Source organism: Synechocystis sp. FACHB-383, assembly GCF_014698605.1.
GTDB classification, from domain to species: Bacteria; Cyanobacteriota; Cyanobacteriia; order Cyanobacteriales; family Microcystaceae; genus Synechocystis; species Synechocystis salina.
The window spans coordinates 1-15,082 of the sequence record NZ_JACJTJ010000066.1 but is presented as its reverse complement, the minus strand read 5'-3'; the positions used below and the strand labels follow the sequence as shown (position 1 = coordinate 15,082).

Here is a 15,082-nt window from a genome sequence, read left to right as displayed (position 1 = left end):
GGTCCGCTGGTACAGTGGGGCATCACATCGTTGCCTCACTAGTTTTGGTCCGATATCTCTCGGCTTATGCCAGAACTCGCACCTTCAGATGAAACAGCAGCAGAAGAGGGAGCAGTGTATCCTGCCTTTCAAAGCCCCATTCTTATGCTGTCGCAGTCAGAATGTCTTAGTTCTAGAAAAGAGATCGCAAGAAAGTGATAGTCCCGCAAGAACCTGACAGCCTGGTTTTGGCGATTTCCTTAAGCTGAAACTGTCATTACTTAGGGAGCTTTCAAGCCATGAAACTAGTTATTTTTGGTGCCACTGGAACTGTCGGTCGGCAGGCTGTTCAACAAGCCTTAGAACAGGGACATACTGTCACCGCCTTTGCTCGCAATTTGACCAAGCTCGATATTCAGCATCCTCAACTCCGCCTCGCCCAAGGAGACGTGATGGATTCCGTAGCAGTCGAAACCGCCATCCAGGGACAAGATGCAGTGCTGTGTGTCCTAGGGGCGGGCAAACAGTTAAAGAGCACCATTCGCTCAGAAGGTACCCAGCAGATTATCAAGGCGATGCAGCAGGTAGGCGTGCGTCGGTTAATTTGCCTATCGACCCTAGGCGCTGGAGAAAGTTGGAGCAACCTAAACTTTTACTGGAAGTACGTTATGTTTGGCTTCATCCTGCGCCAGGTCTTTGCCGATCACCAGCGGCAAGAAGCGCTGGTAAAAAGCAGTGGTTTAGATTGGACCATCGTGCGCCCGAGTGCCCTTACTGATGGACCGCACACGGGGCAGTATCATCACAGTTTTCCTAGCAGTGATCGTAACATCACGCTACAGATTTCTCGGGCCGACGTTGCCGATTTCATCCTGAAGCAGCTCTCGGATCAGTCCTCCCTGTACCAAAGCCCTAGCTTGTCTTACTAAGCTGTGCTCCCTCGAACGGCTCCAGAATAGGGGATTCGGCCAGTCGCCACCGCGATCTTGGGTCCCCTGCCTGGTTGCCTAGCGACCATCCAACTCTTCGTTACTGCCCGCAACTAATTTTGAACATTGAAGAACTTAACCATGTCTACTGAAGTAGCTTTTCAAATTCTGCTGATTGTGACGACTTTGCTGTGCTCCCTTGTCGCAGGTTTCCTATTTGCTTTTGCCACCATCGTCATGCCAGGAATTAAGCAATTGAGAGATCGTGATTTTATCCGTGCCTTTCAAGTCATCGACGGTGTCGTTCAAAAAAAACAGCCAGTCTTTGTAGCTGTCTGGGTCGGCTCCGTGGTGGCATCAGTAGCCGTAACTGGTCTAGGTTTCAGTCAACTAGAAGGCTCTCAGCGGTTGCTATTGCTCGCAGTACTGCTGGTTTACATGCTAGGGGTACAACTCTCCACTTTTACGATTAATGTGCCGCTCAACAATCAACTCCAAGAGCTCAATGTGGATGCCATGGGCGAAACGGCCCTCAAATCCGCTCGTCTAAGCTTTGAGCCTCGTTGGAATCGGTGGAACGTCAGTCGGACACTGCTGGCGAGTCTAACGTCGGTAGTCTTGCTGGTGTTGCTCTTTCAACTCTGAATCACAACGACGTAACATTGACTGGATAAGCCACCCATTCGACGGTTTGGCTGAATGGGTCGCGTGTCTCTGTTGCGACCCCTACAGGGGAGAAAACTGATGAGCAGGGTGCTCTAACCCCAGGGTGGAACTAGAATCAAGGCATCAAGAATTAGAGGACTAGGTTATGTTGTCCTTGCATAACTTCGAGTGGGAAGAGGAAAGATTGGTGCAGGTAGAAACCCAGCCTCACCACATCGCTGGGGTGCTAGCTTCCATCCAAGAGACCATGGAAATGTCCGACTGCCATTGGGAGGATATACTCTCTTCCTACTATGAGTGTGAGGAAGACGAAACCGTTACCTTCTATGAGTCAGAAGTAGTTGATGCCGGGAGCCCGGGCATCTGGACCTATGTGGTTTATGAATGTGCTGAAGGTGAAGAAACGGTAGTTACAGACAAGGATATTAACATCATCGACCCAGCTCTAGAATTGCAAAAACTGCTAATAGCTAGTTGATTTTATTAGCTTGCCTGTCGATGTTCCCGGTAGGTGGCACCAAAGATGGTATCGCCCAACCATTTTTTGAACGACATGTTGTCGCTGAACTGTTTGAACAGCTCAGTGTGGTCGGACAACAATTCGATCATGACCCTCTGCAGTGCTGCGTCGTGTTCGATCCGGGCGGTCTTTTTATCGTTGTTCTTCATGGCGTTCTGGTAGGCTACATCAGCGGCTACTTTGGCTGGAATCTCCTCAGCAATGACTTTGAGGATCTTGTCACCATCCTTCCAGTTGATGTTGCCGAACTGGTCGTTGAACGTTTTGATGATGTTGCTTAATTGGTCTAGCTCGGGTTCTGGTTTGCTTCCCCCTCCAGCCGTTGGTACAGGCCTTACCTCAGCGTCTTGATCTGATAGGTCAATCCTCAGGCTAGTTTTCATCTCAACACGGTAGCTATCCATGTCGATCGCCTCTAGGATGCCGCGGGAGAGGTCTTCTTCTCTGGGCGCTGGAAGCTTGGGGACGAGGAAGTTGAGGAAGATGGACAGTTTTTCCCACTGGGCATTGGAGTAAGGCAGGATCGATGCTAGGAAGCCGTAGGTGCGGACAAAAGCTTTGGCCTTGCCTTTGAAGTCTACTTGTCCAACTTCGTCTAGATCAGCATTGTAGGTGGCCACGCAGGTATCCAAAATTGGGTCAAGCTTGTCTCGATCTGCTCCCTTCAGATACACCCCCACTAGATAGTCGATTTGGTCCTGCGTGTAGACTTGGTGTCCATCCAAAGCCGCTTTTAGGTCGTGGAGCTTGTTGGGGTCAGTTTCATCGCTGAGGATGGTGGTGCGGTAATAGGGCTGAAAGGATGATTGGATTGTTTCCGAGTCGTTGTAAAAGTCGAGTATAAAGGTGTCATGCTTCTGGGGATGGGCTCGATTAAGGCGGGAGAGAGTCTGCACTGCCTTGATGCCGGAGAGAGCTTTGTCCACGTACATAGTGTGCAGTAGGGGCTCATCGTAACCCGTCTGGTACTTGTCGGCGACGATGAGGAAACGGTAGGGGTCTTCCTTTACCTTGTCCGTAATTTGGCTACTGGGAAACCCGTTCAGCGTCGCTTCGCTCACCTTCACGCCTCCATATTCGTGCTCCCCGGAAAACGCCACGATCGCCTGGTAGGGACTTTTGCGTTCTTGGAGATAGTCTTTGAAGGTTTGGAAATACTGGATAGCTAGGGCAATACTGTTGGTAATCACCATGGCCCGGGCTTGTCCCCCGAGTTTGCCATGGCCTATAACCTGGGTGTGGAAATGATCCACCATGATCTCAGTCTTCTCCCGGATGGCATGGTCGTGGGACTCCACATAGCGGCGCAGTTTCTTCTGGGCTTTCTTAGCATCAAAGACGGGGTCATCCTCCACTACCTTGGCTAAGCGGTAATAGCTATCCACCGGCGTGTAGTTTTTCAACACATCGAGAATAAAGCCTTCCTGAATAGCTTGCTTCATGGTGTAGCTATGGAAAGGGTAATGCTTCACTGTGCCGTCAGGCTGTGGGTCAGGCTCGCCGAATATCTCCAGGGTCTTATTCTTCGGAGTCGCAGTGAAGGCAAAGTAACTAGCGTTACCTACCATCTTCCGCCCTTCCATGATTTTGTTGATTTTGTCCTCGACAGTCTCTTCCCCCTCCTCATCGGAGCCGCTGTAGGGGACTGAAGCTTCTAATACGCGGTTCATCGCTGCGGTGGTCTTGCCGCCCTGGCTAGAGTGGGCTTCGTCGATGATGATGGCAAATTTGCTCTGGCGGTGTTCGTCCCCAATCTCGTTAAGAATGAAGGGAAACTTTTGCACCGTGGTGATGATAACTTTCTTCCCGGCCTTGATGAACTGGCGCAAGTCCCCTGAACGCTCGGCATGGCCAACAGTAGCGGAGACTTGAGCAAATTGCTTGATAGTGTCTTTGATTTGCTTGTCTAGTACCCGCCGGTCGGTAACCACAATGACCGAATCGAACAACGCTTTGCTGTTGTGCTCCAGCCCTACCAGTTGATGGGCTAACCAGGCAATGGAGTTACTTTTCCCACTGCCTGCTGAGTGCTCAATCAGGTAACGTTTTCCCACCCCGGTTTCCCTAGCACTAGCTAGAAGCCGCCGCACCACGGTTAACTGGTGATACCGAGGAAAGACCTGTTTAATTGTCTTTCTGCCGGTCTTTTCTTCCTTTTCCTCGACTATCTGGGCATAGTTCTCCAAGATGTCGGTCAACCCATCTTTAGAGAGAATTTCTTTCCAAAGGTAGTCGGTGGCTAGTCCTGCTGGATTAGGGGGATTACCTGCGCCGTCGTTGTAACCTTTGTTAAAAGGTAGAAACCAAGACCCCTTGCCCTTGAGGTGGGTACAAAAGCGTACTTCTTGGTCATCTACAGCAAAGTGGATAGCGCAGCGACCGAACTGGAACAGTAATTCCTTGGGGTCTCGATCCCGTTGATACTGCTCCACTGCATCTAAGACAGTTTGCTTGGTGAGCCGATTCTTAAGCTCAAAGGTGGCAATGGGGAGCCCATTGATGAAGATAGCCATATCGAGGGAAAGGGCGGTTTCCCCACGACTGTAGCGGAGCTGGCGGGTGACGCTGAAGATGTTAGCCGCAAACCGTTCTGCTGCCTTTAGGTTGCCTGGGGTAGGTGTACCGTAAAAAAGATCCACATGGGCTGGACCATGGTTGATACCGGTACGTAACACATCCACTACACCCCGCTTGGCGATCTCACCCTGTAGCCGGTGCAAAAACTGGGTGCGCCGAGGACTTTCCTCCTTGATGCTTAAAGCTTCATAGGTGTCGGGTTGGGTAGTGGCAAGGAACTGTAACAGCTTAGCCAGGTCGATGGCATGCTCCCGGTCGTAGTCCTTGGGGTCACCCAATATGTAGCCTGCCTCATCCACCAGGGAGCTTACAATTATGCTCTCTAGGCCTTTCTCGCTGGTGTCAGTGGTTTTCATTAGGATTCAACTTGGGATAGCTTAAGCCATCCTTGTTTGTTAAGAACATTGATCGCTAGCCCAATTTGTCTCTGCGTAAATTGTTGTTTACGCTGATTCCACGCATAGGTACGATCAATGACATCAGATGGTGAATTGACAGACTCGTTCTTAACTATCCAATGCACAGTGGACAGAAGTTCTAAGCCAAAGGGAGATTCAAATCCCTCTACTAACTTGGTTACTCGTTCAAATCTTGCGTGAGTCTCTGGATAATCCTGTAAAAATACTGTCGCATTTTCAATTGCATTGGGCAGTAGGGCAATGGGTTTATCTGGTTGATCACCTCCGTCTGCGTATCCGGTAATTAGGTGTCCTTCAATCACATTCAAGACATGGCGTAGGTTTTCGGCGTAGGGGCCGTAGGGCGCTTTTGTGTATCTCAGTTTTAGGGATTCCCCTGCCTCTTGCATAAAGTACATTAGCTTATGTATTTCTAGCAGAGTAATAAAGGGATCTAGCAATCCTTGTAGATAACGGTTGATCAATTCAACCAACACAGCCCTGCCAGGGGTCATATTTGGTGGATGAAGACCCTGTAGGGTTTTTGCTTGAGCTAGTTCGCCATGGGGTTCATAGAGGACAATCCTTACATTATCAAGAGGCTTGAGGGCTGCCTCAATACGGGTTTTGACTTCACCCCAATTAAGTCCGCCCAACCCACAGCCTAAAGGGGGAATGGCGATGGAATGAATCTTGTATTCTTGTATAGTACTTTTAAGGGCTGTCAACCCAATTTCAATGTCTTCTATACGGCTATGGGCACGCCAGTGTCGTTTGGTTGGAAAGTTGATAATTAAACGAGGGTTTACCAGTTGTCTAGTTTCAAAGACGAACATTTCGCCGGGTTTAACCTTTTCTTCTTTACAGGCTTTGGCATAGGCTTTGAAGTTATCTGGGAAGGCTTTTTTGAACTGTAAGGCAATGCCGCGGCCCATCACGCCCACACAGTTGACGGTGTTGACCAGGGCTTCGGTATCCTCTGCTAAGATGTTGCCACTTTTACATTCAAACATTAGCGCCTCCTCCAGATTAGTAATACCATTCTGGTTTGATCTCTACTCGTGGATGATGTCCCCCTTTGGGCAAAGCCTTACTCACTTGATCATAAATTATTCGTGATTTTACCCCGATACGTTCGACAAGATGCCATGGAACGGTGTTTTCTACCAGGAACTCTGCCTGCTTACCTTCTTGTTTCTGACCCCGCCAATTAGTAGCTTGCACCGCTAACCAATCAATTTCGGGTAACCGCGCTAAGTCATTACAATCTTCAAAGTAATATGAGCCAGCATTGGAGAGGGTAAAAGACCAGCGGAGGTTATGCTGATTAGCCCAGTTCACAGCTTTGAGTAAATCTCCCTCTAGGTGAATGATCGGTTCCTGTCCTCCCTTATAGCTCAACTCGGCATTCTTCTTGTGGATGAGAAACAACATGATGGAACGAGGACAAAAATAGAAGGGCACGCATTGCCCCACGTACAAACCCGGATGGCTAGACAAGGTCAATTCATTCAACCGCCGTTGCTTGATTTTGTTCATCCCGATGGTTGTTCCCCCAGTATTCCGCTGGGCGATCGCCGCATCGCACCACAGACACCCATCAGCAATAATTGAGGGCAACCGATCCACATGGACAATGTGGTAAATCTTGGGACAAGCGGGAATGGTCACGACTGGGGTTAAGGAGGTTGATCACTCGGGCATTTCTTCGACAATCTGGCCATCTTTAAAGATAATGACACCGATTCCGGCTTGTTTAGCCCGTTCCCGTGCCCTCTGACCGGCCCGCCTCAAAGCATTCTCTGCCCCCAGGATGTCTGGATCTTCTTCTCTGTTGCGGGCATTAACATTACCTTGTTGATTGGTCATAACTTACCTCCTTTCTTAATAAGCACAGGTTCACTGCCTGAGTTGTCATAGCAGATCCATTCGTCAACTACTGGTTTGTAGAGGGTCTCCAGGTTGTGTAACCCAGCCGCAAAGCGCCGGCGAATAACTGCTTCGGGGACGTGATGCCCTCCAGCTCGAACACGTTGCGCTACCCGGGCAATGGCTAGTTCGGGGGATGCCAGTTGCAGAAAGAATAGTTTCACGATGTAGCCCTGCAATTGCCAGATGGGAATGAGGCGAGCGTAACTGCGACCACTCAGGGTTGTTTCAAAGGCGAAGTTCTGCCCCCGCCGAGCATGGTTCTGGATCTCCTCTAGCATCAGTCTCCCTGCTCGAAATGCAGCCTGTTCTGGTTCAAAGGGGGCTATTCCGGCAGCGATGAGATCAGCATTGATAAAGGTTAAACACTGGGCTTCCTGGGGTAAGAATTCTTCAGCAAAGGTAGTTTTTCCTGCTCCGTTGGGACCAGCAATGATGATAACTTTTGGCTCCGGTGCAGACTGGCGGTTCATTCTTCCTCCCCGGCTTCTAGCTCATCGTCCATAGCCTCCGAGGAGTCTTCCTCTAGGTCTAACAAGTCTTCCTTCACCACCTCCGGCACTTCGATGTCCCGCACGTCTACTTGCCCGGTAACGACATCGGAGATTAGGCGAGTACGGTATTCTCGCATCAGTTCGATCTCACGCTCGGCACGGGTGATGGTCTGATCGATGGCATTCGTAGTTATTCTAGTGTGAAGAAGAATTTGATCCTGTTCATTAATTGGTGGTAAAGGAACCTTGAATTTCTTGATGTCATCGCATGTCAGTGCGCCTTTAGTGCTGCCAGAAGCATCACTTATTGAGCGCAATACGTTATAAGATGCACTAAATATTTTTTGCAAATACTCGACAGAAACAATAGGGTTTCTAATGTCAATGAATGCTAAATGTTGATTGATGGTTGCTTCAATATCAAGGAGTGTACCCTTATTCAAAAGGGGTAGGTGACATTCCCGTAAAGCGAGGCTACTAACAAATTGATCGGCACTATCAATAAAGCCACGGTTTACTTGCGAACTGTTAAGCCAGGGGAAATGTCCGTTCAACCAGTATCCGGGCATGCTCCTTGATGGTGTTGAGCCGTTGCCTACCCTTGCGAAGTTTCCTACTCGTCTAACCTCCCAATGATCTGGTATATCCCCAATCCAATCCACACCACTGGGTTTGAGCTTAACGTTAGGGTCTAGCCCACGGGTAACAGCCTGGTTAATGATGTTCTCCTTCTGCTCCTTTAGCAGTTCGATTAGCCGCCGCTTGTTGCGGATGAATTTGCGAAACAAATAGTCTTGGGCCTTCAGGAATTGTGCAATCAACTGCTGCTCTGACTGCGGAGGGCAAACCACAGGCATACTGAGAAACTTATCTGGATAGAGCCTAAGTCGGGACGAGCGGATGCCTGTTGAGCGGCAGATATATTCCGACCTATAAGCTCCAATTCGCAACAGGTGATCCAGATAATAGTTTTCGTAATCCTGGCTGTTTATCGGTCGATAAACACCATAAGCAGGACTAACAATTCCAGCATGGTTTGAGACACCTAATGCAGACATCCAGGCCCACATCGTATTGATAACTAGATCACCGGGTTGGCAACACTTATCTCCGGTATTCGACTCGGCTTTGAACATGGTCACATTCTTCTGGCTACGAGGCGTCACCCCCGTAATGTGCGACACCGAAAGCATTTCCTCGTCCCCTGTTTCTGAACGTTCATCAACTTCCTTAAAGTAATACTTTGCTCGTTTCTCAGGCCAGTGCGCTGGTATTTTACCTAACCACGGCACACCGGAATCCTTGTATTCGGGATAGGGTTTCAGTTTCATGGCTCCACCTCCCGCAGCAGATTATTGGGACTCCATACCTGCTCGGCAATCTGGTTATATAGATCCTGCCGTGCGTCGAGGTCAGCTTTTTTGAACTTCCTATGAGGCTTGAAAGGTAAACTTGACTTGCTTATAAATTGTTTAAACCCTGGGTCGTTTTTGTAAGCTAGTCCATGGAGGCTCAGGGCCAGTAAGTTTTGTTTGGTATAGTGTTTGCGCTTTTGGATGTATGGTAAGTCGCCATAGCTTGCATTAAAGCTCTTCGGTAACAACAACAGCCCACCGATGCGGTTGCGGTACTCGTCAAACTCTGACGGGTGACTAAATTCATCCTTATGCCGCTCGTGGTGGTTAGCCCAGATATGTTCGACCTCGTAGCGCTTCTTACCTTGACCGGTGGTGTACTCTACATAGCGGGATGACCGACCAGACTGTACTTCAACGAAGTTAGTCATGCGAGCTAGTAGAAGCTGTATCTGCTTACCATTCATACGGTGTAGGGAGAAGCGGTCGTTGCCCTCAAAGCTATTTTCATCTTCAGTCAGGCGGGCTGTCAGTATTTCTGCAAGCTCCACCGGTGATTTTCCTCGTATCTCCTTAATAATCGAAAACATGTTGTACTGCATGTTCGAGTAGGAAATTGCTTTCCAGTTCCATACACGTCGAGCAAGAATAATGTCGATGTAGCCAGCCGCAATGCGTATTTTGCGTAATATCTCTGCTTCAGAGTCGCTTCTTCGGAGAGCGGCAAGGAGCACGGGGTACTGCAATGTGAAGTTGTGCTGAGCATTGTAGAAGACTGCTTCCATCCCCGGTGTTAGGGTCTCAGTGGCATGGTAAATTCTTTCATACCAGCGGGCATAGAAAGCAAAGTCCTCCTCAATAAAGCGGGCAAACTCTGACGAGGCATCAAGTCCCAACGCATTCTCATTGTCTCTGACCCAGCGGTGAAACTCAGTGCCAATTAAGTCGAAGTCCCGGGGCTGTGCCCCTCGTTTCCGCTCCCGCGTGGTTTGAGCATACTGACTACGGAGCCAGGCCTTAATAGCATCGGCATCTTCTTCCTTACCTAAACTCTGTAACCTAGCAATCTGGTCCCGCCAGACCTTGCTTACACGAACCCGGATATCGGGATCTGTAATATTGGCTAATAGATACCCCTTGAGCATATCGGTGGGTGTGAGCGAGAGCCCACGGTCGTTCATCGTCTCGAAGATGGTGTAGGCATCAGCATCAGAATAGGCAGTAATCTCGACCAGGTGAACATTCTCAATCAACCAGTCAGCGAAGTAAGGGAGGCTTGCATCCGAAAGTTCCTCTGGAAAATGCTCTTCAATGTCTTGAAATCGATGAACGATATTAACGACAGACTCAGGCTGGTCACTGTCATCGAAGAGCTTTCCGGTAAACAATGCCTCCATACAAGCGTTGCGCTCAGGCACGTCCAAGTTAAAAGAGCGCTTGCCAAACTTCTGGGAAAAGATGAGGTCGGTAAGTTGCCCCTTATGCTCCTCGTCGGCAAGCTGTCGATGAATGAAAATGAGTAGCAAAGTCAATGATGTGAGGCGCTGTTGCCCGTCAATGATGTATTTGCGCCCCTCCTTGTCGCTAACGATAATCGACCCGAGAAAGTAGTGCCCGTAGCCTTCAACGGCGGAACGCTCATTGCCTTCTTCATGGCTCTCTGTAAACTTCTCTGCAAGGTCGTCGATCAGCTCAGTAATCTGCTTACGCTTCCAGCGGTACTCCCTTTGATAGTAGTCAATTGCATACTTAGCACCACCAAGTAGTGTTCGTATATTCTTAGCGTCGCCGCGGATTTCCTTCATAGCTCCACCTCCCCGACAATCTGTTCTAGCAGCCCTTCCGTCTCCTGCTCCAGGGCATAGATATCGGTCTTGATCTCGTCTAGGGTCCGCATCGGTGCAGGCTTGTAGAAGTGCCTTGTAAATGAGATCTCGTAGCCAATCTGAGTCTTGTTGGGGTCAATCCAGGCATCCGGGGTGTAGGGCAACACCTCACGCTGGAAGAACTCCTCGATACCACCTTCCTCCAGCAGCGGCACCTGCTCACTGTCTCGCAAGTTTGTATCCGGTTCATACTCCACAGTGCAAGACTTCCCGGCGATCTCTACCTCAAACAAACCATGGATTGGGTCAGGCTGGGTTCCCTTCTTGTGGATCTTCTTAATAATTGGCACACCCTCTTCCGTAACCCTGCCTTCAGCCTTGAGGGCCTTAATTTCAGCTGCTTTATAGACCCGATGGGGATCTGCCCCCTGCACCCGTAAAGGGCGGTCTACGGTCACCTTCCAGTAGCCAAAAGCTTCATTGGGGAAGATCTTCGATTTCTCTGTCTCCACTGGATGAAGCACCAAATCCACAATGGTACCCATCTGTTCCTCGGAGAACTCGCAGTTCTTCTTGCCGAGGTTACGTCGTAGGGGCACATACCATTCTGTTGCATCGATAAGCTGAACCTTACCCTGGCGTTCCTTGCTCTTACGATTAGTCAATAGCCAGATGTAGGTAGCGATGCCAGTGTTGTAAAACATGTTCTCCGGCAGGGCGATGATGGCCTCCAGCCAGTCGTTTTCGATGATCCAGCGGCGGATATTACTTTCGCCCTGGCCCGCATCCCCTGTAAAGAGCGATGACCCATTGTGCACCTCAGCGATACGGCTACCTAGGCTGGTGCTGTGTTTCATCTTGGCGATCTTGTTGACCAAGAACATCAGCTGCCCGTCTGAGGAGCGGGTAATCATCTTGTATTCTGAGTCACCACCGTGCTGGGTAACAAAGCGCGGGTCTTTGATGTCTCCCTTACCCCCCAGGCGCTCCAGGTCAGTCTTCCAGCTCTTGCCATAGGGGGGGTTAGACAGCATGAAATCGAATTCCTGCGACGGGAAAGCATCGCTGGAGAGGGTGGAAGCATACTTCATATTCTCCGCCTCAGCCCCTTCACCCTTGAGGAGTAAATCGGCTTTGGAGATGGCATAGGTCTCAGGCTGTACTTCCTGTCCAAAGAGGTGGATGGAGACCTCCTTGCCATGGTTCAGAGCCAATTCAGCTAGGCGTTCCTCCGCCACCGTCAGCATACCGCCGGTACCACAGGCCCCGTCATAAACTAGGTAGGTACCAGATTCAATCAAGTCGGCAATGGGCAGAAAGATTAGGTCAGCCATAAGCTTGACCACATCCCGAGGGGTAAAGTGCTCCCCCGCCTCCTCGTTGTTCTCCTCGTTGAAGCGACGGATCAGTTCCTCGAAGATGGTGCCCATAGAATGGTTATCGAGTGCCGGAAGTAGCTCCCTACCTTCCGTATCTTGCAAGGGCTTGGGGCTAAGGTTGACGCGGGAGTCGAGGAACTTCTCTAGCAGGTGTCCGAGGATATCTGCCTCGATCAGCGTAGGAATTTGGTTGCGGAACTTAAATTTGTCGAGGATCTCCTGGACGTTAGGTGAAAAGCCATCTAGGTAAGCCTCGAAATCAGCCTTGAGCTGCTGTTGCTTAGCACGATTCTTCAGGTCACGTAGGGTAAAAGGTGAGGTATTGTAAAAAGCTTCTCCGGAGGCCTGACAGAGAGCCGCGTGCTGGTTAGCAATACCTGCTGCATCTAACTGACTCTTCATACCGAGGACTTTTTCCTTGCTAGGCTCTAAAAGTGCGTCGAGGCGCCGGATGACCGTCATCGGTAGAATCACGTCACGGTACTTGCCCCGCACGTAGACATCCCGTAAAACATCATCTGCTATACCCCATATAAAGTTAACGATGTTGTTGTGGCTTACAGGGTTCATAGATTCGCGGTGTCTTGGCTGTTTTCTATTCCATTAAGAAAAGTTAGGCTCCAGCTACTTAATACCTTGAGCATTGCCAGGGGTCTTAATGGCAGTAATGTTATGCTATTGCCGCTTTTGCTAGCTAATGCCCTAATTCTAGGTGAATTTGGTACAACCCCAGTGGGAGTACTTTGTAGAGAACAATTAGTGTTCTCGGTACTGATCTTAATTCTGTGGGATACATACCCCATGCAGGAACGGGGTGGATCGAAGTCCCCTTTTGGGCGTAGGTGACGGTGAGGGCAGGAATGGCGTCGCCTTGTCCATCCAGGGACGGTAGAGCAGTGACAATGGGAGCCTGCCTTTGCTGAACTTGATGGCCATTTCCCAGATAGTGGTCGTTCGCAGAGTCAGCCATTGCGGTCATGGCCACGGGAGGTATCTAAACAGGATCATCGACCGCCCAGATTAACGTGTGCGTGTCTAGGAGCAGTTGCATCATATGTAGTCCTCGAACTCCTCCAATAGATCGTCGAAGTGTTCCATCGAAAGTACGGTTCCTTTTAACGTGCCGAATTTGGGGACTCTTCGGGCCTCGGCGGGCGGCGTGGTCGGTACCAGCTTTGCCACGGGCTGGTCGTTCTCAGTGATCACCACCTCTTCGCCGAGGCTCAGGTGATGGATCAGGTCGGGCAACTGGGCTTGTGCTTCCTGTATGGTCAGAGTTGGCATGATCGAACCCTCCTTGGTAACTACTCTAACGATCTCTTGCCCTGAAATTGCTTGGCGATGCGTTGCACGATTTGTTCGAGCTACGGCAGTAGGAATAGGGGTACCTAGATCTCGTAGCAAATCTCACGTAGCCTAGAAATGGTTAACGGTAGTCCCAGGCACAAAAGCGTTTCTAGGTGTTCTTCCTTGGTCATGGGGGGACTGCGTAGCCGCCTTCTCACGGTCTCTACCGCCTGAGCAATTGTAATCGGTTTCAAATCGATGACGCAGGCAATAAACTCATCCGGGTGCTGCGCCTCAATATCGTAGGGAGCTAATGCCCGAGGTGGAAAGTCTTTGAGGTTGAAGGTGACAATCACATCCACGCCCCCTTGGATGGCAGCGGCAAGAACATGGCGATCATCGGGATCTGGTAAGTGTAAAGCAGGAATCAAGGATTCATAGCCTGTGATCAGGCAGTCCCGCACATGGCTATTCATGAGGTCTCGGGTGCGGGTGAGTTGCTCTAAGGTCAGGTCAGGCCGCTTGTTGAGAACATTCCGGAGCCACTCCTGATGAATGTCATCTGTCCACTTGGCTCGGAAGAGGTCAGTCAGGGCTAGTTGCAGGAGAAGATCCCGCAGGGGAGCAGGATAAAGCACACAGGCATCGTAGAGGGCTGTGTAGTTTGAGGGCATGCTAATAACCCATACCCAGGTCTTGGGCTTGGTGGGCCAGAGCATCAAGGGCTTGGGTTCTGGCTTCGTCTGTTTTCTGTTTGTAGTCCATGAGGTCTTGGAAACGGATGCGGCGGTGTTTGCCGACCATTCGACAGGGAATCTCACCGGAGTCTAGGAGTTTGATCAGGAAGGGACGGGAGACGTTGAGGATATCGGCGGATTCTTGGGTGGTGAGTTCGGCATGGATGGGAATGAGGGTGACGGCGTTGCCCTGGGCCATCTCAGCCAGGATATCGACCAGAAGATGGAGGGCACTGGCAGGAATCTCAACGGTTTCTTCGCTACCATCCTCTTCAACGACCTTGAGACGCTGGGTTGCGCCGCGCAGGTGAGCTGACAGAATGCGGCTGCTTATTTGAGACAGTTCAATTTCAGACTCCGTGGGTAGCTGGAGCCTTGGGCTGGAGATTGCCATAGGAATCTCGGTATCGTGAGTAGTTCATGTAATAGAATCACTTTAATCCCACAAACGCAATAAACGCAATAGACGAAACAAACGAATAATCTGCGCTGCCTCAGAGATCGCCTCTGATCTTGGTGGTGAAGGCGGTGGTTAACAGGGGCGGTACAACTCTTTGTCAGGCAGTTGACCCTGTATGAAAAAAGTGGACAAATCGCCAGAATCCTCTATCAAGTCGCTGCCCAATTGCCTCAAGAGGTCAAGATGATCTTCCTACCCGACCGGGGCTTTGTTCACACTGATGCTATGCAAGCTATCACTACAAAGTCAGGATCGGACTTTCATGTCAGAGGAGTTCTTCGCGATGACCTGCCTACCTAGCTCTATCAAATCCCAGATCAATGCGCAGTGTTACGGCGGATTCTATGACGAGGTGGTACAATGAGGGACAAATATTCAGGGGAGTTCATCGAAAAGTAAAATGCCAGCTCTATCAGTTGATCTAAGAGAAAGGATAGTCAAGACCTATGAAGGTGGTGGAACCTCAATTAGAAAAGTAGCAGAGCAGTTTCAAGTAAGCAAAACGACCGTTCAGGATTTGCTTAAATTGAAACGAGAAACGGGACA

The 15,082-nt window shown here is 50.0% G+C and carries 15 protein-coding genes; 3 read left to right on the top strand and 12 right to left on the bottom strand.

Features of this window, described 5'->3' with window-relative positions; genetic code table 11:
- Nucleotides 1-278 precede the first annotated feature (278 nt).
- From H6G45_RS18980 to H6G45_RS18970, 3 genes are all read left to right on the top strand, one after another.
- Nucleotides 279-908, top strand: coding sequence for an SDR family oxidoreductase (locus H6G45_RS18980; RefSeq protein WP_190599936.1), 630 nt, complete (start codon nucleotides 279-281; stop codon nucleotides 906-908).
- Between the two features lie 141 nt (nucleotides 909-1,049).
- Entirely contained in the window at nucleotides 1,050-1,553 is a 504-nt protein-coding gene (locus H6G45_RS18975) for a DUF1772 domain-containing protein (RefSeq protein ID WP_190599935.1), read from the top strand.
- A gap of 166 nt (nucleotides 1,554-1,719) precedes the next feature.
- Nucleotides 1,720-2,052 (top strand): hypothetical protein, encoded by a 333-nt coding sequence (locus H6G45_RS18970; protein WP_190599934.1) that lies wholly within the window; start codon nucleotides 1,720-1,722, stop codon nucleotides 2,050-2,052.
- A gap of 5 nt (nucleotides 2,053-2,057) precedes the next feature.
- On the opposite strand, the gene H6G45_RS18965 is transcribed toward H6G45_RS18970, so the two are convergent.
- The 12 genes from H6G45_RS18965 to H6G45_RS18910 all read right to left on the bottom strand — a co-directional run bounded on the left by H6G45_RS18965 (nucleotide 2,058) and on the right by H6G45_RS18910 (nucleotide 14,470).
- Nucleotides 2,058-5,027 carry a type I restriction endonuclease subunit R gene (locus H6G45_RS18965; protein ID WP_190599933.1) on the bottom strand — a complete coding sequence of 990 codons (2,970 nt, stop codon included), beginning with the start codon at nucleotides 5,025-5,027 and terminating at the stop codon, nucleotides 2,058-2,060.
- Nucleotides 5,027-6,082, bottom strand: coding sequence for a macro domain-containing protein (locus H6G45_RS18960; protein WP_190599932.1), 1,056 nt, complete (start codon nucleotides 6,080-6,082; stop codon nucleotides 5,027-5,029). Before H6G45_RS18960 ends, H6G45_RS18965 begins: the two co-directional genes overlap by 1 nt.
- Before the next feature lie 16 nt (nucleotides 6,083-6,098).
- Nucleotides 6,099-6,740: a DUF4433 domain-containing protein gene (locus H6G45_RS18955; protein ID WP_190599931.1), complete on the bottom strand. Its 642-nt coding sequence runs from the start codon at nucleotides 6,738-6,740 to the stop codon at nucleotides 6,099-6,101.
- Nucleotides 6,741-6,761: 21 nt separating this feature from the next.
- A complete protein-coding gene (locus H6G45_RS18950; protein ID WP_190599930.1) occupies nucleotides 6,762-6,938 on the bottom strand; it encodes a hypothetical protein in 177 nt (58 codons plus the stop codon).
- Nucleotides 6,935-7,471 carry a zeta toxin family protein gene (locus H6G45_RS18945; RefSeq protein WP_190599929.1) on the bottom strand — a complete coding sequence of 179 codons (537 nt, stop codon included), beginning with the start codon at nucleotides 7,469-7,471 and terminating at the stop codon, nucleotides 6,935-6,937. Before H6G45_RS18945 ends, H6G45_RS18950 begins: the two co-directional genes overlap by 4 nt.
- Complete coding sequence (locus H6G45_RS18940) at nucleotides 7,468-8,823, bottom strand: restriction endonuclease subunit S (RefSeq protein ID WP_190599928.1); 1,356 nt, start codon at nucleotides 8,821-8,823, stop codon at nucleotides 7,468-7,470. Before H6G45_RS18940 ends, H6G45_RS18945 begins: the two co-directional genes overlap by 4 nt.
- A complete protein-coding gene (locus H6G45_RS18935) occupies nucleotides 8,820-10,652 on the bottom strand; it encodes a DUF262 domain-containing protein (RefSeq protein ID WP_190599927.1) in 1,833 nt (610 codons plus the stop codon). Before H6G45_RS18935 ends, H6G45_RS18940 begins: the two co-directional genes overlap by 4 nt.
- A complete protein-coding gene (locus tag H6G45_RS18930; protein WP_190599926.1) occupies nucleotides 10,649-12,622 on the bottom strand; it encodes a class I SAM-dependent DNA methyltransferase in 1,974 nt (657 codons plus the stop codon). The genes H6G45_RS18935 and H6G45_RS18930 overlap by 4 nt, the downstream gene beginning before the upstream one ends.
- A 124-nt stretch (nucleotides 12,623-12,746) precedes the next feature.
- The gene (locus H6G45_RS18925) at nucleotides 12,747-13,022 is read right to left on the bottom strand and encodes a hypothetical protein (RefSeq protein ID WP_190599925.1); all 276 of its coding nucleotides are present in this window, start codon (nucleotides 13,020-13,022) and stop codon (nucleotides 12,747-12,749) included.
- An 80-nt stretch (nucleotides 13,023-13,102) separates the two neighbouring features.
- Nucleotides 13,103-13,336 carry a type II toxin-antitoxin system Phd/YefM family antitoxin gene (locus H6G45_RS18920; RefSeq protein ID WP_190599924.1) on the bottom strand — a complete coding sequence of 78 codons (234 nt, stop codon included), beginning with the start codon at nucleotides 13,334-13,336 and terminating at the stop codon, nucleotides 13,103-13,105.
- Between the two features lie 104 nt (nucleotides 13,337-13,440).
- The gene (locus tag H6G45_RS18915; RefSeq protein ID WP_190599923.1) at nucleotides 13,441-14,013 is read right to left on the bottom strand and encodes a PIN domain-containing protein; all 573 of its coding nucleotides are present in this window, start codon (nucleotides 14,011-14,013) and stop codon (nucleotides 13,441-13,443) included.
- A 1-nt stretch (nucleotide 14,014) separates the two neighbouring features.
- Entirely contained in the window at nucleotides 14,015-14,470 is a 456-nt protein-coding gene (locus H6G45_RS18910; protein ID WP_190599922.1) for a helix-turn-helix domain-containing protein, read from the bottom strand.
- Nucleotides 14,471-15,082 lie beyond the last annotated feature (612 nt).